Below are 20,867 nucleotides of genomic sequence, written 5' to 3'. Positions count from 1 at the left end.
CCTATGGTATAATGAACAAAGAAACTAAAAGGAAGAAGGAAGAGATGGACTACACGATAGAGGAAAAAGCGATGTTTATGAGGGAAGCCCTGAAGGAGGCGGAGATTGCCCTCGCCAATGATGAAATACCGATTGGCTGTGTCTTGGTCAAGGATGGTCAGATTATCGGGCGTGGACATAATGCGCGTGAGGAGCTGCAGCGGGCGGTCATGCATGCGGAAATCATGGCGATCGAGGAGGCCAATCAGCGTGAAAATAGCTGGCGCCTGCTGGATACGACGCTTTTTGTCACGATTGAGCCCTGTGTCATGTGTAGTGGTGCCATTGGTCTAGCTCGGATTCCCCAGGTGATTTACGGGGCGACCAATCAGAAGTTCGGTGGAGCAGGTAGTCTCTACGACATTTTGGCAGATGAACGCCTCAATCACCGAGTCGAAGTAGAAACAGGAATCTTGGAAGCAGAATGTGCAGCCATCATGCAGACCTTCTTCCGCCAAGGTCGAGAACGAAAAAAACAAGCCAAACTCGCAGCCAAGGCCGAAACACAAGAATAAAAACCGGACCTTTGCAAATCGAACAAATTATGATATAATACCTATCGGAGCAACAGTTCTGCGTGAAGCGGGTCAGGGGAGGAATCCAGCAGCCCTAAGCGAAGTGAACTGTGTGCTCTTTTTCTATAGCTCTTAGTGAGGTAAGCCTGTAAGGCGCAACCGAACTTAGAGATATTGATCCTGAGGAGCAAAGCGACGTGAGGACTATTGCTCTTGATGAGTCAAGTCCAAGGGACGCAGACGAATCCTAGAGCAATGGATGCAGTTTTTCCCGTTAGGGAAAAAGCTGTAAACCGATAAAAGCTCTTAACGAATCAAGACTGGAAGTCGCAGATGAGCTTAGAGATATTGATCCTGAGGAGCGAAGCGACGTGAGGGCTATAGCGTAACATGAAATTAGCCTGTAAGGCGCAACCGAGTTTAGAGATATTGATCCTGAGGAGCGAAGCGACGTGAGGGCTATAGCGTAAAATGAAAAAAGCCTGTAAGGCGTAACCGAACTTAGAGATATTGATCCTGAGGAGTGAAGCGACGTGAGGGCTATCACTTACCAGAGTCCTGTTTATATTCAAAGAATAAAAGAGAAAAAATAGAGTTTCGTGAGAAGCTTCTTTTTTTGGATTTTCTAGTCAAAAATAGTGCAAATATGCAAACGATTGCTATTGCGTCGTTGCTTGATTTGTGAAAATAAAAAAATCAGCAAATGAAAACGTTTTACAGGGTGGTTTCCCTTGATAAAATTCCTGTAAAGCGATATCATAGAGAAGAAGAAATTTGGAGGAATAACATGTCTCATATTAAATTTGACTACTCAAAAGTTTTGGGTAAATTTGTTGCCCCACATGAAGTGGAATATATGCAACCACAAGTGACTGCAGCTGATGAATTGATCCGTAAAGGAACAGGTGCTGGTAGTGACTTCCTAGGTTGGTTGGACCTTCCTGAAAATTATGACCGTGAAGAATTTGACCGCATCTTGAAAGCTGCTGAACAAATCAAAGCAGACAGCGATGTTTTGGTCGTGATCGGTATCGGTGGATCATACCTTGGAGCGAAAGCTGCCATTGACTTCTTGAACCACCACTTTGCAAACTTGCAAACAAAAGAAGAACGCAAAGCGCCACAAATCCTTTACGCTGGAAACTCCATCTCATCTACTTACCTTGCTGACTTGGTAGAGTACGTAGCAGACAAAGACTTCTCAGTAAACGTGATTTCTAAATCAGGTACAACAACTGAACCAGCTATCGCTTTCCGTGTCTTCAAAGAACTTTTGGTGAAGAAATACGGTCAAGAAGAAGCTAACAAACGGATCTACGCAACTACTGACCGCCAAAAAGGTGCTGTTAAGGTTGAAGCAGATGCGAACGGTTGGGAAACATTTGTGGTTCCAGATGATATCGGTGGACGCTTCTCAGTCTTGACAGCAGTTGGATTGCTTCCAATCGCTGCATCAGGTGCAGATATCAAAGCCCTTATGGAAGGTGCGAATGCTGCTCGTAAAGACTACACTTCAGACAAACTTTCAGAAAACGAAGCTTACCAATACGCAGCTGTTCGTAACATCCTTTACCGTAAAGGTTATGCAACTGAAATATTGGTAAACTACGAGCCATCGCTTCAATACTTCTCAGAATGGTGGAAACAATTGGCTGGTGAGTCAGAAGGGAAAGACCAAAAAGGTATCTACCCAACTTCAGCTAACTTCTCAACAGACTTGCACTCATTGGGTCAATTTATCCAAGAAGGAACTCGTATCATGTTTGAAACAGTTGTCCGTGTTGACAAACCACGTAAGAACGTGATTATCCCTACTTTGGAAGAAGATCTTGACGGACTTGGTTACCTTCAAGGAAAAGACGTTGACTTCGTTAACAAAAAAGCAACTGACGGTGTTCTTCTTGCCCACACTGACGGTGACGTGCCAAACATGTACGTGACTCTTCCTGAGCAAGATGCCTTCACTCTTGGTTACACGATCTACTTCTTCGAATTGGCCATCGCCCTTTCAGGTTACTTGAATGCCATCAACCCATTTGACCAACCAGGTGTTGAAGCTTACAAACGTAACATGTTTGCCCTTCTTGGTAAACCAGGATTTGAAGAATTGAGCAAAGAACTCAACGCTCGTCTATAATAGACAACAAAACGATCTCGAAAGAGGTCGTTTTTTTGCTCCCTATAGATTGGAGTTGGTCCTAGGTTGGTTTTATGTTATAGTAGAAGAGAAGAATAAAAAGGAGAACCTGAAATGTCAGAGAAAGATCAAGAAAAATTGATAAACGATGCTCCGTTGGATGGAGCGCCTCATTTTGATGTAGCTGCGCCAGCCTTTGTCCCAAAAGAAGCATCAGAAGATGTCGTCGTTTCGGAACCAGGGGGAATACCAGGGATGCCAGCGACAGAAATGAAGGAAGAAACAACGGAAGCAGCTATTTCAGACACCGTCGAGATCCCAGATGTGGGTGAACCAACTGTCGAAAAAGATCTGCAAGCAGTTGCTCCTCCCCAGTCTATTCCTCCATTCCAGCCTGTAGCTGAAGCTCCTTACAGTCTTGCTTCTGAACGAGCTGATTCACAAGCACAGCCTGGTCCAGCTATCCAGATCCAGCAAACTCCTCCTGTCCGAAAACCGATGGATCCGGCAGATAAAAAGGCTATTCGTTTTGCGCTTGGCATTTTAGTAGGTCTCTTAATCGGTGGTATTAGTGGCTATCTCATCGGCCAAGCCGCTCCTAGTAGCTCTCAAGCAAGAAAGCAGGACACCTCTTTATCAGCTGACAAGTCAGGTTCTCCTTATACTATTGATTTGGAGCAATTGACTTCTGAAGATGCAGAGTCCAATTTTAGCTGGGAGCAGTCAGATGTCGAGAAACTTCAATTTCTGACTGGAGAAGATGATGGGATGAGTCCTGAAGAAATGGTAGAGGCTTATGGGAAAGCGAATGCTGTTCAATTTGATGATGGAGAGTTGAAATTAAACTGGGATAATAGCTCTTATAATAAAGAGGTCAGAGCCATTTATACTAAGAATGGGAAACAATTGCAGCTTTCTAAGTTTGAATTCAATCAGTATGAGAAAGATCTCATAGTAGAGGATAATTTTGCAGATGGCTTAAAAGTTGGAGATAGTGAGACAGGTGTTGGAGGCACTTCTTATAAAGAGCTCTTGGATAAATACGGGGATGGTGTCAATCTGAGTGTGAGAGCATCTGATTATTCAGGCAAGGTGGAAATGCTCATGGACTTCAAAAAGAAAAATGGGGACTATGTGGATTTGACCTTTGTTCGCCAATCCAATGGGGATTTCCTCTTGAGCAGTAAAGACAGCTATTAACAGGATAAGAAAAGAAAGAGGCGCAAGCCTTTTTTCTTTCAGATAAGACAAGACAAATGCGCTATTTTTCTATACAATAGAAGGAGTTTGAATAGAAAGAGAACAAAGGATGGAAGAAATGAAAACATGGATAGAAAATCATAAAAGGCTCCTCCGAAAAGCTGGGATAGCTTTGCTAGCTTTTATGATCGGTGCTTGCTTAGTATTCATGATTCATCCGGTTAAAACCGTGCCCAAAGATCGCTTACTAACCTTTCCTCAGATGCAAGAAACAAGCCAACAATATGTTGGGAAAACCACCAAAGAACTGGCAATAGAAGACCTCTTATCGTTAGAACTTACAAAGGAAGATAGCAAGACTCGAAAGAACTGGGTGACCTTGGCTGCCTTCGTAAAGAAATTTGGGAAAGCAGAGAGTTTTACACAAGAAGAAACCAGTTTTGGAGCACAAGTCCAGCTAGGTTATGGGACTGCTGTCCAGGGGATTAATCCTTTTACAATAGAATTCCAAAAGCAGGAGGGTGCTTTTTATCTGAGTGCCATTCAAGGGTTTGCGCCCCAGTCGTCTCGCTATCAGAGTAAAAAGAATTTGAAACGGACTGATTTTACAAGCTATCAGCCCTTGGATGGTAAGAAAGAAAAGGGAACGGCAGTAGAGGACGTCTTGAAAAGATCAGGCCTTCCCAATTCTCTTAGTTTGACCACTATAAAGGACAAACAAGTATTGGCCCTGTCTTATCAGGTAACAGATGGGCTGGTTTCTTTGACCTTTGAACGCGATCAGAGTGGTCAGTATCGTTTGAGTAAGAAGGGGTGAAGTGTATGATCGAATGGATAAAAAAAAATCAAAAAGAATTTTTACTGCCCTTTTTGTGTTTGCTCCTAGGACTCTTGCTTGCCATTGCAACCATCCAGGTGCAAGAGCAGGGGACTGATACTAAGGAGGATCAAAAACTCACCCATTTCCAGCCGAAAGATTACCAGAATTTGGTAACTGATGAACAAGAAGTCAAGCAGTTTCAGTGGACGATCGAAGCCGTAGCAAATTTGAAAGTCCGACTTAAGCAAGGTCAGCAACCAGGGACTCGCCTGGAAACGCTTGTAGCTAAATGGGGAAAAGCACAAAAAGTTCGGTACACAAAAACAGCTCAAGGGGATAAAACTGTTCTGGTCTTGACGTATGCAGCCAAGCAGTCAGATAAGGGCAAGAAAAGTGTCACTCTATGGTTTGAACAGGACCAGGCCAAAGGTTTTCGCCTGACGATGGTGGATGCGACGAATTTGTTGGATGCAACAGAGAAGTCAAGCAGTGAGAAAGACATCACTACTGAAAAGGGCAAAAAAGGCACAGAATTCGCCCAGCTCATTCAGAAGCTAGGAAATCCTCAACGCTTGGTCTGGGGGGAATTACTAGATGGCGAAATGGGTTATCGAGCGAGTTATCAGATACCAGGTCAGCCAGAAGTGGTGATGGAATGGAAGAAAAAGGGTTCAAAATTGGTCTTGATTTAGGAAGGGAGAAATCATTGGACAATCATCGGACGGACATAAAAGCGGCTTCATCTCACCAGGGTGGGACTCGCTTGATTTCAGAAGAAGATCTAGCTTCTTTAGGGATGGAAAATCATCAAGAAATGAGAAGTCATTCAGATACTATTGGTTCTTCACCTTCTTCTAAAGAAGAAGGGACCGGTTCGCTTTTAGGATTTTTTGGATGCTTAGCCTTGTTAGTCGCCTTTGTATTCGTACTTCAAAACACAGGCAACAAGAATCTTTCTTCATCTTCCTCAAGCAATGGAGCTGACAGTTTTTCACGGCATAGTATCAGAAAAGAATATCTCAATAGTGAAAATAGTTCTTATGTTGCATCTGCTAAGGAAGTTCAATTTGAGACAACCTATGAAAAAGCCATGTCTCTCATTCCTGATTTTGCAGTAGAAGAAAAAAAGACATCTTTTGGAACGATTACGCCGCAAGGTATCGTTGCAGCATTAGGTAAAGCAACCCGTGGAGAGGCATCGTATAGTGACAGCAGTTCAAGTCCTTTTTTGCTGACCTTAGATTACCAATCAGATGATGCATATGGGAAGGTTCTCCTTGAAAAAATGGGTGCCTATTACAGGATTTCTTTTTTAAGTTTGAAACACTTAAAAAGTGATCGTTTTGCAAATAAGAATGGCAGTTTAACGAAGGACGATTTTACTAATATCAAAGTTGGGATGCCTTATTTAGATTTGCTTAATACGGTGGGGATTCCAGATGAGGTAGATATGTCCGGACTTTTAGGTTACGGTGAAGCACCGACCTTTACTTATCGATTGGCTGATTCCCAAACGGTTCAAATCCATTTTGATAGCCGGCAAACCATCAAGGATATCACACCTAAAGTGGAAGCGAGCACACCAGCTTCTTCTTCGACACCTACAGCACCGTAAAAACGGTCAGCCCGAATGAATTTGCTATAGAATAATTAAGGAGGGAACAATGGGAAAGAAAGACTGGTCAACCCTACGAAATGAACACAAGAGTCGATTTGCGAAACGCCAGCTAGAAGAAGAAACTAGTCTAGTGAAAAGTTCCGCTTCAACCAACCAGAGCATTGAAAATAGGGATGAAAGGCTGGAAGAAAAGCTTCCAAAAGAGACAGAAGTGATAGACTCCTCCATTTTTCCTGAACCAGTGAAGCAAGTAGAGGAGCTAAAAGACCAATCAGAGCTTGGTACTGAGAAAGCTATAGATGAGCAAAACGAAGTATTGGTTGAAGACTCTCCTGACAGACCGCTAACATCACAACCACCAACACAAGATGCAATAGAGCAGTTCCCTAAGGGCGAGGAAAGAGTAGAGCACCAGGGTGGGACCCGCTTGATTTCAGAAGCAGATCTAGCTTCGTTAGGAGGAGGCCGGCGCCAAGAACCAAGAAAAACTGGACTGGACGTCCTATCGGATACGGCGAGAGCCTATCCTTCTTCCTCAAGCAGTGGAGCTTCTCTCCTTGCAGCTATTTTTGGTTTATTGGCCATGGTGGGATTATTTGTTTTTATGCCTTCAGGAGGCATCCATAGAGAGGAACATCCTTCTTCTACTAGTGAATACGGAAGCACTGGCCGGTCTTATGGAGTCAGAAAGGAAACCTTGAAGAGTGGCACGAGTACCTTGATTGCTCCGGAGGGGGAATTTCAGTTTCAAGTGACCTATGAGAAGGCGATTTCCCTGATTCCTGGTTTAAGTGAGGGGGATCAAGGCCGTACCTCTTCAACTTATCTGTCTCCGCAGGATGTGGTAGCTGTACTGGGCAAGGCTAGTAGTGGGGAAGAAACCTACCAAGAGGGTAGTGTCGGTCCTTTCATGACAAGCTTGGATTATGAGGCTGAAGGATCCCCTTCTTCTGTATCTGTTTTGCTTTCAAATATGATTGGTAACCGTCTATCTTCTCTTAATTTTGAGAACTTAAACAGTGAGCAATTAGCCAATAAAAATGGCAGTTTGAACAGAGAGGATTTTGCGAGTGTTAAAATAGGAACTAGCTATGCAGATCTTGTGAATACTGTCGGAATCCCCAACCGTGTTTCCTGGTCGAGTATAATGAGTTCTGAGTCTTTTTTAACCTTTCACTATAAACTTTCTGATTCGCGATCAGTCATTATTCGTTTTGGAAGTAATCGGACTATCAGTGAAATCAAGGGTCTCGATGATTCGGCGACATCCACATCGCCTTAGGTGTTTATCCCACTAGGATTGTGGTATAATATGAATACCTTTAATTGAAATGAATGGAGAATCTTATGACAGCACAAAAAATGTCTGCTCAAGAAATTATTGCTTTTATTGGAAATGCAGAAAAGAAAACAAATGTGAAAGTAACCTTTGAAGGGGAATTGTCAACAGCTGTTCCTGCTTCTGTTACGAAACTTGGCAATGTTTTGTTCGGTGATTGGAAAGATATCGAGCCTCTTCTTGCCAACTTAACAGAGAACAAGGATTATGTGGTAGAACAAGATGGTCGTAATTCAGCTGTCCCATTATTGGACAAGCGCTACCTGAATGCCCGTATCGAACCAGGTGCTATTATCCGTGATCAAGTAACGATTGAGGACAATGCGGTAGTCATGATGGGAGCAGTGATCAATATCGGTGCTGAAATCGGTGCAGGAACCATGATTGATATGGGCGCTATCCTTGGTGGTCGTGCCACTGTTGGTAAAAACAGCCACATCGGTGCGGGTGCCGTTCTTGCGGGTGTCATTGAGCCAGCTTCTGCGGAGCCTGTTCGGATTGGGGACAATGTCTTGGTCGGTGCCAATGCTGTTGTGATCGAAGGAGTTCAAGTTGGAAACGGTTCAGTCGTTGCCGCTGGAGCGATCGTTACTCAAGATGTCCCTGAAAATGTGGTTGTAGCTGGTGTCCCAGCTCGCATCATCAAGGAAATTGACGAAAAAACACAACAAAAAACAGCCTTGGAAGACGCTTTGCGTAATTTGTAACATATTGATAGTAGAGGCCGGGCAAAAAGTGTCCAGCCTTTGGTGTTTAAAGGGAATAATTGTATGACGCAGTGGTTGATTGGCATCTTTGTTCGCTTGATTAAGCTCCAAAGACTACCTAATCAACTGTGCGGGGGTGGGAAAACGAACTCTTTTTAATTAATCAGAGTTCTTTCCCACTCCCTATTCTAATAGAAAGAAGACAACGATGACATTGGACTTAATCAAAATCAGACGGGATTTGCACCAAATCCCTGAAATTGGCCTGGAAGAATTTGAAACCCAAGCCTACCTCTTAGAGCGAATCGCAGAGATTACAGCCGGCAAGGAGTTTGTAGAGAAACGGACTTGGCGGACAGGGATCCTAGTTTATCTCCATGGGGCTGCACCTGAAAAAACCATTGGTTGGAGGACGGATATCGATGGCTTACCGATTTTGGAACAAACGGGCCTTGATTTTGCCTCTAAGCATGAAGGACGGATGCATGCTTGTGGTCATGATATGCACATGACAACAGCCCTCGGGCTTTTGGATCAACTGGTCCAAGTGCAACCAAAAAATAACCTGCTCTTTCTCTTCCAACCGGCTGAAGAAAATGAAGCAGGTGGGATGCTCATGTATAAGGACAATGCTTTTGGTGACTGGCTCCCTGATGAATTTTATGGTCTGCATGTACGCCCTGATTTGAAGGTGGGGGACATTGCGACCAATACCGGTACCCTTTTTGCAGGGACCTGTGAAGTCAAGATCACCTTTACAGGAAAGGGAGGGCATGCTGCCTTTCCACATGAGGCCAATGATGCTCTTGTAGCAGCCTCTTACTTCATTACCCAAGTCCAATCGGTCGTGAGTCGAAATGTTGATCCAATTGAAGGTGCTGTGGTGACCTTTGGTTCCATGCATGCAGGAACCACCAATAATGTGATTGCTGAAACGGCCTTCCTTCACGGGACCATCCGAACCTTGACCATGGAGATGAACCTCCTGACTCAAAAACGGGTCAAAACGATTGCGGAAGGGGTTGCAGCCGCTTTTGATGTAGAATTAGATCTGGAACTCAAGCAAGGAGGTTACCTGCCTGTGGAAAACCAACCAGAGTTGGCCAAAGAACTCATGGACTTTTTCACAGCTGAGGAAGACGTGAACCTGATTGATATCTTGCCAGCGATGACGGGAGAAGACTTTGGCTTTCTCTTGAGCAAGGTCCCTGGGGTCATGTTCTGGCTGGGAATTGATACCCCTTATGCCCTGCACCATCCGAAGATGAGCCCAAATGAGGCTGCCCTTCCCTTTGCTGTGGAAAACATTGGTAAATTTTTGAAAGTGAAAGCCAACCAATAAGCGTTTGTTCCAACTCCGCCTGGAGTTGGATTTTTATTTTCTCGTGTGCAAACTGTTCGGATGTTTCATAAAAAATGATACAATTAAAGCTATACAAAAGGAGTAGGGAATGAAGAAAACACTACGAAAAGAAACCATCGCAGCCATGAAACGGTTGCCGGAATCCGTGAAAACTCAAGCAGATGAACAGCTCACTCAACGTCTCTTGGAGCTTCCAGCCTTTCAGGAGGCAAAGACCCTTGCGACCTATCTGTCTTTTGACCATGAATTTTCCACAGCTGGCTTGATCCAAGCTGCTCTTCAACTTGGAAAACGCGTCTGTGTTCCCCGTACCTATCCACAAGGTCGGATGGAATTTGTGGAATACGATCCTGACATTTTGGAAAAAACGCGCTTTGGTTTGCTGGAGCCCAATGAACAGGGCAAGGTTGTGGATAAAGCAGAGATTGATCTGATCCATGTCCCGGGCTTGGTTTTCCAATCTAAAGGCTATCGGATCGGCTATGGTGGTGGCTATTATGATCGTTATTTAGAGGGTTTTACTGGAAAAACAGTCAGCACCATTTATTCCATCCAGCAAGGGGAGTTCCAGCCAAATACATTTGATATAGCAGTTCAGGAGGTGCTAGTCCATGAAATTACTCTATGATCATCGTTATCCTGTGACTAGTATCTTGTTGCTCGTCACAACGGCAGTTTTTCTTTCAATGTTTATCCGATTTGGAGGCGACTACCAAACGGGTGCTGCTGTTTACTATAGCGGTGGTATTATTGGAGAGGCTGTGAAAGTCGATCCTAGCCAGTTATGGCGAATAGTGACAGCTACTTTTGTTCATATCGGCCTAGAACATTTTGTGCTCAATATGATCACCCTCTATTACTTGGGACGTTTGGCAGAAGATCTCTTTGGTTCCAAGGCTTTCTTAGCTCTTTATCTCTTATCAGGCATGATGGGCAATGTCTTTGTTGCTATTTTTACGCCAGATGTGATTGCAGCAGGCGCTTCTACAGCCCTCTTTGGACTTTTTGGGACCATTGGCGCTCTGCGCTTTATTGTCCAAAGTCCCTATATTCGCCACTTGAGTCAGTCCTATACCAGCTTGATTGTGGTCAATCTGATCTTTAGTTTTATGCCAGACATCAGTATGGCGGGCCACATTGGTGGCTTAGTAGCTGGGGTGATGTTGGCTTATGTCTTTCCAGTAAGAGGGGAGGCCCTCTTTATGAAGCGAAGCTATCAGATCAGCGCCTCCTTGTCTTACCTCTTACTATTCCTCTGTTTTTTAGGCAAATTGTTAAACCTATTTTAAGAAGGGGCTGGGCAGATTGAAAAGGTTTGGAAGAACCTTTTCAATCTTTTTTATTTTACGGAGTTTTTTCCTACTCCCTCTTTTTTACTAAAAAATGTAGCGAAATCGTAAACTAACAGATAATTGATGAAATTACCGGTAATTATATATATTTATTATAACATTCTTGTGATAAGTAAGTGAATCCTGTATTGGAAGGATGATAACTTAGGAGGTCCTGAATAAAAGAGTATAAACATTCAATGAAGAAAGCGCTTGCAAAAGAGGTGGAAAAAAGATAGACTTAAGGTATAAAAAATCGGGTATTCTACCTTTTTTCCTAAAGGAACATTCAAACATAAAGGAGATTTGCCATGAAAAAATGGTTGTTTAAACTAGCTTTGGTAGCGATGACGTTCTTACTCTTACCAATTCAAGCCGTTCAGGCCTGCTGTGGATTTATCATTGGTCGCCAGTTGACCAAGGATGGAACGACCCTGTTTGGCCGGACTGAGGACTATCCTTATTATCCAAATGGTGGAAAACACAACAAAAACTATGTTGTGGTTGATGCCAAGACCTATAATGAGGGAGATCAAATCGAGGATGAATCCAACGGATTCACCTACCCGCATGCTGTCAATGAAATGAAATACACAGCTACTTATGACTCTGCTCGTGGTGACGGTAGCAACGGGGCTTTCGGGGAACACGGTTTTAATGAAGCCGGTGTATCCATGACTGCGACAGTAACAGCAATCCCAAATAAGAAAGTCTTGACGACGGATCCTTTGAAAGAGAATGGCCTACCAGAAGCAGCTATGCTAGATGTGATTTTGCCACGTGTGAAGACTGCCCGTGAAGGGGTTGAATTACTGGCCAAAGTCATCGAAGAAAAAGGTTCAGCTGAAGGGAATGTGGTTGTCTTTGCAGACCAAAATGAAACTTGGTATATGGAAATTCTATCTGGTCACCAATATGTAGCGGTGAAGGTGCCAGAAGATAAATATGCAGTTTTTGCCAATACCTACTACCTTGGCCATGTAGACTTGAATGACACTGAAAATGTCATTGCCTCTAAAGATGTAGAAAAAGTAGCCAAGGAATCTGGCAACTACAAGACTGATAAAGATGGCAATTTCCATATTGCTAAATCTTATGGACCAGAAAAATATGCTGAAGGGGACCGCTCACGGACCTATGCAGGTATCACCTTACTAGATCCAGACTCTAAAGTCACTTATGAGGATGATGAGTATGAGCTCTTCCGTTCACCAACCGATCCAAACAAAAAATACACCTTAGAAGATGCTTTTGCTTTGCAACGGAATCGTTTTGAACACTTAAATGGACGCTTTGTACCAGATGATCAAATTGGTGTTAAGAAACAAGGTGATGATGGTAGCAACGATACTGTTCGTAAAGACCAATACAAGTATGCTTTAGGAAATGAAAATGTGATTGATGCCCATGTCTATCAAATCAATCCAAACCTTCCAAAATCATTTGGTGGAACTGTATGGCTCGGCATGGGACCTTCACGGAATACCCCTTATGTTCCATTCTATGGAAATGTAAAAGATACTTACGAAGCCTTTAAACCTCAAACAGCTACTTATGATCCAAATTCATGGTATTGGACAGTTTGGCACATCGACCAAATGGCCATCCATAACCAAGATCTATTCGGAAAATCTATCCAAAATCACTGGAAAGCACTAGAAGAACAGCTCATTATAGAACAAAAAGTGAGCGATGCAAAATACGCTGCCTTGAAAGCTGATGAAGCAGCTGCAAAAGGGGCAGAAGATCAAGTAACTGCTGAATCAATAGCGCGTTCTGAACGTCTTTTCAAACAATTTAAACAATACGAAGCTGAGCTTTCAGCAACCTTGAAAGAAGCGGGTAGAACAGATGATCCGCATCGGGCATCTCTTCCAGATGATTACAAGGAACCAACGGAAGCAAGCAAACCAAGCGAACCAAGTACTGAGCCAAGCAAGGACGAAAGCAAACCAAGCGACCCAAGTACTGAGCCAAGTAAGGACGAAATCAAGCCAAGCGAACCGAGTACTGATCCAAGCAAGGATGAAACCAAGCCAACTGAGCCAAGTACTGAGCCAAGTAAGGACGAAATCAAGCCAAGCGAACCGAGTACTGATCCAAGAAAGGATGAAACCAAGCCAACTGAGCCAAGTACCGATCCAAGTAAGGATGAAATCAAGCCAAGCGAACCAAGTACTAAGCCAAGCGAGGATGAAACCAAGCCAACTGAACCAAGTACTGAGCCAAGTAAGGATGAAACTACAACTACAACTACTGAACCAAGCAAGGATGTAACTCAGCCAACTACGATTGTCCCTGCTCCAACTACAAACAATCGTCCAGTTCTTCCTACGAATTCCTACATTTTAGTAGATCCTGTTACTGGAATCACTTTACAAAATCCAGACTTTGCCCAAGGTGGCTTTAATTTGGCAGCTTCTGTATTGAAGGATGTACAAGCCCTCAAAGATAAAGACTATCAGATTTACGACATTCAATTGTCAAATCAAAATGGACCTGTTCATCAATTCAGCCCAACTGTAGTGACCATGCCAGTTGATCCTAAGAAAGAAGTAGAATCGGTTGTAGGTATTGGAGAAGATGGCAAGGTTGAAACCTACCAGTTCAGCTTGAATGAAGACAAGAGCAAGGTAACCTTCACAACCAATCACTTCTCATCTTATGGCGTTGTCTACAAATCGGCAACTAAGGTAGAAGAAAAAATAGAAAGCAAGAAATTGCCATCTACTGGACAAACCATTTCAATGGTTGGTATCATCGGCGGTGTCTTGATTAGTGCCCTTGGATTTGCCTTCTATGTAGAAAAACGCAAACATAGCAAAGTCTAAAAAGCAATTTTTTAAGAAATGAAAAGAGGCCGGACGGTTAGTCCGGTCTCTTTCCTTCATAGTCGAAAAGTCGTGGTGAGTATTTTTTACTACTCGGTCACTTTTCCTTTTTCTTCTAATTGTTTTCCAAGGTTGATGATGTATTGTTTGAGATCATCTTTAACCTGTGGGTGTTTCAAGGCATAATCAATAGATGTTTTCATGAACCCAAACTTGTCTCCTACATCGTAGCGCCGTCCCTTGAATTCACGGGCAAAGACTCGTTGGGTCTTGTTCAAGGTATCAATGGCATCGGTCAACTGGATTTCGTTTCCAGCGCCGGGCTCTTGATTTTCCAAAATTTGGAAGATTTCAGGAGTTAGCAGGTAGCGTCCGATAATGGCAAGGTCACTTGGTGCCTCTTCGGGTGCTGGTTTTTCGACAAAGGTTTCAACGCTATACAGCCCGTTGATTCCTTCTCCTTGAGGAGCGATGACTCCATAGGCAGAAACTTCTTCATGGGGAACTTTCATGACAGCAATGGTTGAAGCGTGTGTTTCGTCATAGTCATTCATCAATTGCTTGGTGAGCGTGGTGGCTCTGTCATCCGTGATATCCATGAGGTCATCTCCAAGCATTACGACGAAGGGTTCATTTCCAACAAAAGCTTTAGCTTGTAAAACTGCATCTCCAAGTCCACGAGGATGTTTTTGACGAATGAAGTGGAGGCGCATGCCTGTTGTTTCGTCTACTAATCGTAAAAGATCATTTTTCCCTTTTTCCTTGAGGTTGTACTCAAGTTCAAAGTTTGAGTCGAAATGGTCTTCGATCGAACGTTTTGATTTCCCTGTTACGACCAGAATGTCCTCGATACCTGATTTGAGAGCTTCCTCTACAATAAATTGGATCGTAGGTTTGTCAACGATTGGCAACATTTCCTTTGCCAAAGCTTTGGTAGCTGGGAGGAAGCGGGTCCCCAAGCCAGCTGCAGGAATGACTGCTTTTCTAACTTTAGTCATATAGATTCCTTTCTAAAAGGTATGATTGATAAGAGAGTGGTTGACTTATTTCCACTCATTTTCTTCTTTAAATTCATTGCTCATCATGTTGTGGATGGCCTCTCGGATATCTTGCCCTTCGTAGATGACTTGGTAAATGGCCTGCGTGATCGGCATATAGACGTCCAACTCTTGTGCGAGTTCATAGGCGACTTTGGTTGTAGAAATCCCTTCAATGATCATGCCCATATTGGCTTCAATATCTTCTAATTTTTCACCACGTCCAAGCGCATCCCCAGCACGCCAGTTGCGGGAATGGACAGACGTTCCAGTAACGATCAAGTCTCCGACACCAGACAAGCCACTGTAGGTCAAAGGGCTGGCCCCGAGCTTCACTCCCAGGCGGGTGATCTCAGCCAAACCGCGCGTGATGATAGCTGCTTTGGCATTGTCCCCGTATCCAAGTCCATGTAAGGCTCCAGCTCCAACAGCGATGATATTTTTCAAGGCACCAGCTGTTTCCACCCCGATGACATCGGTATTGGTATAAAGGCGGAAATAGTGGTTGCTAAAGAGTTCTTGAACATAGCGTGCAACTTCTAGATCTTTTGAAGCGGCTGTGATGAGAGTGATATCACGGACAATGGTTTCTTCAGCATGGCTCGGACCAGAAACAACCACAATCTCACTGCGAAGAGAAGCAGGGATCTCTTCCTCAAGGATCTGAGAAATTCGATCATGTGTACCGGGTTCTAGCCCTTTAGATGCGTGCATAACTGTTACAGGATGATCCAGTGTCTCAGCGACTTGTTTCGCTACCAAGCGGGTTACCTTAGTCGGGACCACAAAGAGGATGGCATCTACACTGTCCAAGGCTGCTTTTAGATCGGTCGTAGCTGTAATTTGATCGCTAATAACGATGTCTTTAAAATAGCGCTGATTGGTATGATCAGTGTTGATTTCATCGATCTGTTCTTGGATATTTCCCCAGAGACGGACTTCATGGCCGTTATCATTGAGGACTTGTGAAAGGGCTGTTCCCCATGAACCAGGACCCAATACTGCAACGGTTTGTTTTTCCATTGTATCTTCCATTTCTATGTCTATTTTTAAGCAAGGCTATAAATCTAGGACTTGCCTCTTCAAAACCGCCTCAAAAGGGCCTTGAAGATGATTCTATTTTCCTCTCTATTTTAACATAATATAGGTAAAAAAACTTGTATAACTATCAATTGTTTTGTGAAGATATTTCATTTTGACAAGATGCTAAATAAAAAAAGCTACCTTTTACTTGCATTACTACTAATTTGTGATATAATATTTTTTGCCTATTATTATGAATATAAGGGGAGATAAAATGAAAAAATTGGCAATATATCTATTGATGATGCTTTCATTATTGATAGTATGCTTTACGCTTTTTTCTAAAAAGGTAAATGCAGAAACGTCAAAAAAAGTGGATGTCATCACAGATGTAAAAGTTCAAAACAATGATGGCGGGGATTTAACAGCTCCGCTTGGAAGATACGATACTTTCCGTCTTAATGCAAAGTTTGCTTTGGAAGGAAAAAACGTTAAAGCAGGAGATACGACGGAAGTAGTTATTGCTTCTCCAATTGACATCAAATCTCAAGATTTTGAGATTAAAGATGCAATCACCAATAAATTGATCGCTAACGCAAAGGTTGATGCTACGACTGGTAAAATTATCTTGACCTTTACCAAATTTGTGGAAGAAAAAAATGATGTTTCAGGTTCGTTCTTCTTCTATGCTGGTGTTAATAAAGATAAGTTTCCAAATGATGGTAATGCGCCAGTTAAGGTCTCTGTTAATAACAAAGTGAAATTCGATGGTACAGTAAAAAGTGGGACTGTCGGAGAAGGTAAACGGTATACTATTATCAAATCTGGTTGGGATAATGGAGATCACAAGAGCCTAGGTTTTCGTATTTCTGTAAATAGGACCAACGAGGCAATCAGCAATGCAGTTCTTTCAGATTCTATGGAATCACCAGGTGTCACCTACAAGGCTGGTAGCTTTAAGATCTACAAAGGTACTTGGGATTACAGCACTGGAACATGGCAACTTAAAAACAAAACAGATGTCACCTCTCAATACACTGTAAATGCAACAGATACTACATTTACGATTAATCTAGGGAACATTTCTGCTAACGATCACTTTGCAGTTGAATATGAAGCAGTTGTTAACTATGATGCAGTTGACCGTGAGGTGATCAAAAATAAGGCGACTATCGTAGGTGATAATAAAAAACCATACGATTCAAATAGTAAAGTAAATATCCAAATCGCGGGTGGTGAAGGTGTTGGTTATGCCTTCGGCATTCAAGTTCATAAAGTTGACGAAAGTAATGAACCGCTGAAAGGTGCGAAATTCCAGGTTATCCGTCAAGCAACTGGCCAAGTATTAGGTGAGTTTGAATCAGATGCTAAAGGTGAATTTAGCCTTAAGGAACTCTTGAGAGATAAATACATCATCAAAGAAATTCAAGCTCCGGAAGGGTATGAGTTGGCAGAAGATACAATTGTTGAAGCTAGTGAATTTACGACACCAACGAAACCTGTTAGCAAAACCATTATAAACAAGAAAGAGAAGCCGGCCAAAACCCAAGCTGTTATTGAGCTGGATAAAGTTCTTACAGGTCGTGACTTGGTAGACGGCGAGTTTAGCTTTGAATTGTACGAAGGTGCAAACAAGCTTCAAACAACGACTAACCAAAGCGGGAAAATTACATTCGAGCCGATTGAGTTCACAGCAGAAGGTGAACACACATACACTGTGAAGGAAGTGAAGGGCGACAATGCCACTATTGCTTACGATGCTTCTGAAAAACAAGTGACTGTTAAAGTCACTCGTGATGGAGGAGCTTTGAAGGCAGAAGTCGTCTATCCAGAAAGCAAAACATTTACCAATGCCTTCACACCAAACGCGGCGAATGCAACAATTGAATTGACAAAAGAGTTGACAGGTCGTGACTTGGTAGACGGTGAGTTTAGCTTTGAATTGTACGAAGGAGCGAACAAGCTTCAAACTGTTACCAACAAATCTGGCAAAGTAACCTTTGAATCTATTTCTTACACAGCAGAAGGTGAACACACTTATACTGTGAAAGAGGTCAAAGGGGATAATGCTACGATTGCTTACGATGCATCTGAAAAACAAGTGACTGTTAAAGTTACTCGTGATGGAGATGCTTTGAAGGCAGAAGTCGTCTATCCAGAAAGTAAAACATTTACCAATGCCTTCACACCAAACGCAACAACTGCAACAATTGAGTTGGATAAAAAGTTGACAGGTCGTGAATTAGTAGATGGCGAGTTTAGCTTTGAATTGTACGAAGGTGCGAACAAGCTTCAAACTGTCACCAACAAATCTGGCAAAGTAACCTTTGAATCCATTTCTTACACAGCAGAAGGTGAACACACTTACACTGTGAAAGAGGTTAAAGGGGATAATGCCACTATTACTTACGATGCTTCTGAAAAACAAGTGACTGTTAAAGTCACTCGTGATGGAGATGCCTTGAAGGCAGAAGTTGTCTATCCAGAAAGCAAAACATTTACCAATGCCTTCACACCAAACGCGGCGAATGCAACAATTGAGTTGACAAAAGAGTTGACAGGTCGTGACTTGGTAGACGGTGAGTTTAGCTTTGAATTGTACGAAGGTGCGAACAAGCTTCAAACTGTTACCAACAAATCTGGCAAAGTAAGCTTTGATGCGATTCCTTACACAGCAGAAGGAGAACACACTTATACTGTGAAGGAAGTGAAGGGAACTACCCCAGGTATCACATACGATACTTCTGAAAAACAAGTCACCGTTAAGGTAACAAAAGATGGAAACAACCTAAAAGCAACAGTTGTCTATCCAGAAAGCAAGGTCTTTACAAATACTTACTCAGCTCCAAGTCCAGCAAAAGCTCAGATTTCAGTAAGCAAGATTTTGGAAGGCCGTGCCTTGAAAGATGGTGAATTCAGCTTTACCTTATTGGATGAAGCTGGAAAAGTCCTTCAAACAAAACAAAATGCTGCAGATGGTTCCGTAGCCTTTGATGAAATTTCTTATTCACAAGAAGATGCAGGAAAAACGTTCCACTACACGATTAAGGAAGTGATCCCTACAACTCAAGAAAAAGGAATGACCTACGATCAAGCTAGCATCGAAGTGACAGTAACGGTTACGAAAGATGAAGCAAGCAATACCATCAACGCTACAGTGGCCTATGGTGAAAAGAAATCCTTTATCAATACTTTTGTGACGAGTGAAATCCCACCAACACCACCGACTGTCGATAAACCTGAAGCTAAGCTTTATACCATCCAACTTCACAAGGTTAATGGTGAAGGCCAAGCTCTAGCAGGAGCTGTCTTCGGCCTCTTTGAAGCAGATGGTACAACCCCGGTAGCTAATCCATACGGTGAAGGCCAAGCGACAGCAACTTCAGATGCGAGCGGTCTTGTCAGCTTTGTAGGATTTGCAGCGAAAGATTATGTGGTCAAAGAATTGACAGCGCCAGAAGGTTACCAACTTTCAACTGCTTCAATCACCGTTTCTGAAGCTGAATTGACAGCTTCGGCAGACTTGGCAGTGGATAAAGGAAATGTGGTGAATAAACCATATACTTCAATCCCACCAACTCCTCCGACTGTTGACAAACCTGAATTGAAACTTTATAGTATTCAATTACATAAAGTTAACAATGAAGGGCAAGTCTTGTCAGGCGCCGTCTTTGGCCTCTTTGAAGCGGATGGTACAACTCCAGTTGCCAACCCATACGGCGAAGGTCAAGCGACAGCGACCTCTGATGCCAATGGTCTCGTGACCTTTACAGGATTTGCAGCTAAAGATTATGTAGTGAAAGAATTGACCCCACCAGATGGCTACCAACCATCAACTGATGTCATTAAAGTATCAGCTAGCGAATTGAAAGCAGCTGACAACCTTGTAGTAGACAAGGGAACCGTTGTGAATAAACCATTTACCTCAATCCCACCAACACCACCGACTGTTGACAAACCTGAATTGAAACTTTATAGCATTCAATTACATAAAGTCAACAATGAAGGAAAACCACTTGTTGGAGCCGTCTTTGGACTCTTTGAGGCAGATGGTACAACTCCAGTTGCCAACCCATATGGAGAAGGTCAAGCGACAGCGACCTCAGATGCCAATGGCCTCGTTACCTTTACAGGACTTGTAGCCAAGGATTATGTGGTGAAAGAAATCACTGCTCCCGAAGGTTACCAACTTTCTGAAGAAGTGATTACTGTTTCAGCTAGTCAATTGATTGCCTCAACTGACCAGGTGCTTGATCAAGGAAAAGTGGTCAATAAACCGTTCACTGCGATTCCACCAACACCACCGACTGTTGACAAACCTGAGTTGAAACTTTACAATATTCAATTGCATAAGGTGAATAAAGAAGGTAAAGCACTTGCAGGAGCTGTCTTTGGACTCTTTGAGGCAGATGGTACAACTCCAGTTGCCAACCCATACGGCGAAGGTCAAGCAACTGCGACCTCAGATGCCAATGGCCTTGTCATCTTCAAAGGATTTGAAGCAAGAGATTATGTCATCAAGGAGTTAACAGCGCCAACTGGCTACCAACTATTAACGAATCCAATCACTGTCACAGCGGAAGACTATGTACAAGCTACAGACTTGGTTGTGGATAAAGGAAATGTAGTTAATGAACTAACTCCTCCGACTCCTCCAACAGGAAAGACCCCACCGCCTTCTACTGACAAGCCTAAAAAACAGATTCCATCAAATCCTCCAAAGGGAGAAGGTAAGAAATCTCTTCCTTCTACAGGTGAAACAGTGAGCGAGGGACTAGTAGCTGCAGGACTTGCTTTGGCAGTAACTGGAAGCGCCTTGGTTTACAAAAAACGTGAAAATTAATTTCTAAAACAGGTTTTGTTCTAGCCCCGCTAGACAAACCTGTTTTTTTACGCGATAAATATTA

Annotated in this window: 15 protein-coding genes and 1 other RNA gene; 14 read left to right on the top strand and 2 right to left on the bottom strand. The window is 43.0% G+C overall.

Features of this window, described 5'->3' with window-relative positions; translation table 11 throughout:
- Positions 1 to 44: 44 nt before the first annotated feature.
- The 13 genes from tadA to QM968_RS05980 all read left to right on the top strand — a co-directional run bounded on the left by tadA (position 45) and on the right by QM968_RS05980 (position 13,900).
- Positions 45 to 554 (top strand): tRNA adenosine(34) deaminase TadA, encoded by a 510-nt coding sequence (gene tadA / locus QM968_RS06040; protein ID WP_003016809.1) that lies wholly within the window; start codon positions 45 to 47, stop codon positions 552 to 554.
- A 39-nt stretch (positions 555 to 593) separates the two neighbouring features.
- Positions 594 to 688, top strand: an RNA gene (ffs, locus tag QM968_RS06035) — signal recognition particle sRNA small type.
- Between the two features lie 653 nt (positions 689 to 1,341).
- Complete coding sequence (locus QM968_RS06030) at positions 1,342 to 2,691, top strand: glucose-6-phosphate isomerase (RefSeq protein WP_009731812.1); 1,350 nt, start codon at positions 1,342 to 1,344, stop codon at positions 2,689 to 2,691.
- A gap of 114 nt (positions 2,692 to 2,805) precedes the next feature.
- Positions 2,806 to 3,891: a hypothetical protein gene (locus tag QM968_RS06025; protein WP_009731811.1), complete on the top strand. Its 1,086-nt coding sequence runs from the start codon at positions 2,806 to 2,808 to the stop codon at positions 3,889 to 3,891.
- Between the two features lie 118 nt (positions 3,892 to 4,009).
- Complete coding sequence (locus QM968_RS06020) at positions 4,010 to 4,708, top strand: hypothetical protein (protein WP_009731810.1); 699 nt, start codon at positions 4,010 to 4,012, stop codon at positions 4,706 to 4,708.
- Positions 4,709 to 4,713: 5 nt separating this feature from the next.
- The gene (locus tag QM968_RS06015; protein ID WP_414326995.1) at positions 4,714 to 5,403 is read left to right on the top strand and encodes a hypothetical protein; all 690 of its coding nucleotides are present in this window, start codon (positions 4,714 to 4,716) and stop codon (positions 5,401 to 5,403) included.
- Positions 5,367 to 6,326 carry a hypothetical protein gene (locus QM968_RS06010; protein WP_414382952.1) on the top strand — a complete coding sequence of 320 codons (960 nt, stop codon included), beginning with the start codon at positions 5,367 to 5,369 and terminating at the stop codon, positions 6,324 to 6,326. Before QM968_RS06015 ends, QM968_RS06010 begins: the two co-directional genes overlap by 37 nt.
- Positions 6,327 to 6,375: 49 nt before the next feature.
- On the top strand, positions 6,376 to 7,611 hold the full coding sequence (locus QM968_RS06005) for a hypothetical protein (protein ID WP_009731807.1): 1,236 nt from the start codon (positions 6,376 to 6,378) through the stop codon (positions 7,609 to 7,611).
- 65 nt (positions 7,612 to 7,676) lie between these two features.
- On the top strand, positions 7,677 to 8,375 hold the full coding sequence (gene dapD / locus QM968_RS06000) for a 2,3,4,5-tetrahydropyridine-2,6-dicarboxylate N-acetyltransferase (protein WP_009731806.1): 699 nt from the start codon (positions 7,677 to 7,679) through the stop codon (positions 8,373 to 8,375).
- 208 nt (positions 8,376 to 8,583) lie between these two features.
- Positions 8,584 to 9,717 (top strand): N-acetyldiaminopimelate deacetylase, encoded by a 1,134-nt coding sequence (locus tag QM968_RS05995; protein ID WP_009731805.1) that lies wholly within the window; start codon positions 8,584 to 8,586, stop codon positions 9,715 to 9,717.
- A gap of 109 nt (positions 9,718 to 9,826) precedes the next feature.
- Complete coding sequence (locus QM968_RS05990; RefSeq protein WP_009731804.1) at positions 9,827 to 10,366, top strand: 5-formyltetrahydrofolate cyclo-ligase; 540 nt, start codon at positions 9,827 to 9,829, stop codon at positions 10,364 to 10,366.
- Entirely contained in the window at positions 10,350 to 11,027 is a 678-nt protein-coding gene (locus tag QM968_RS05985) for a rhomboid family intramembrane serine protease (protein WP_009731803.1), read from the top strand. Before QM968_RS05990 ends, QM968_RS05985 begins: the two co-directional genes overlap by 17 nt.
- Before the next feature lie 353 nt (positions 11,028 to 11,380).
- Positions 11,381 to 13,900, top strand: coding sequence for a C69 family dipeptidase (locus QM968_RS05980; RefSeq protein ID WP_414382949.1), 2,520 nt, complete (start codon positions 11,381 to 11,383; stop codon positions 13,898 to 13,900).
- Between the two features lie 89 nt (positions 13,901 to 13,989).
- On the opposite strand, the gene galU is transcribed toward QM968_RS05980, so the two are convergent.
- Together galU and QM968_RS05970 are read right to left on the bottom strand one after the other, a co-directional pair.
- Positions 13,990 to 14,898, bottom strand: coding sequence for a UTP--glucose-1-phosphate uridylyltransferase GalU (galU, locus tag QM968_RS05975; protein ID WP_414382947.1), 909 nt, complete (start codon positions 14,896 to 14,898; stop codon positions 13,990 to 13,992).
- Between the two features lie 45 nt (positions 14,899 to 14,943).
- Entirely contained in the window at positions 14,944 to 15,960 is a 1,017-nt protein-coding gene (locus tag QM968_RS05970) for an NAD(P)H-dependent glycerol-3-phosphate dehydrogenase (protein ID WP_009731800.1), read from the bottom strand.
- Between the two features lie 274 nt (positions 15,961 to 16,234).
- Here QM968_RS05970 and QM968_RS05965 point away from each other — a divergent pair, with 274 nt between their 5' ends.
- Positions 16,235 to 20,803 (top strand): SpaA isopeptide-forming pilin-related protein, encoded by a 4,569-nt coding sequence (locus QM968_RS05965; RefSeq protein WP_414382945.1) that lies wholly within the window; start codon positions 16,235 to 16,237, stop codon positions 20,801 to 20,803.
- Positions 20,804 to 20,867: the final 64 nt, after the last annotated feature.

The sequence above is a fragment of the Streptococcus sp. OMI870 genome (assembly GCF_047460295.1).
Classification (GTDB): domain Bacteria; phylum Bacillota; class Bacilli; order Lactobacillales; family Streptococcaceae; genus Streptococcus.
The sequence above is the reverse complement of the archived record's forward strand: the minus strand, read 5'-3'. Positions and strand labels throughout refer to the sequence as shown.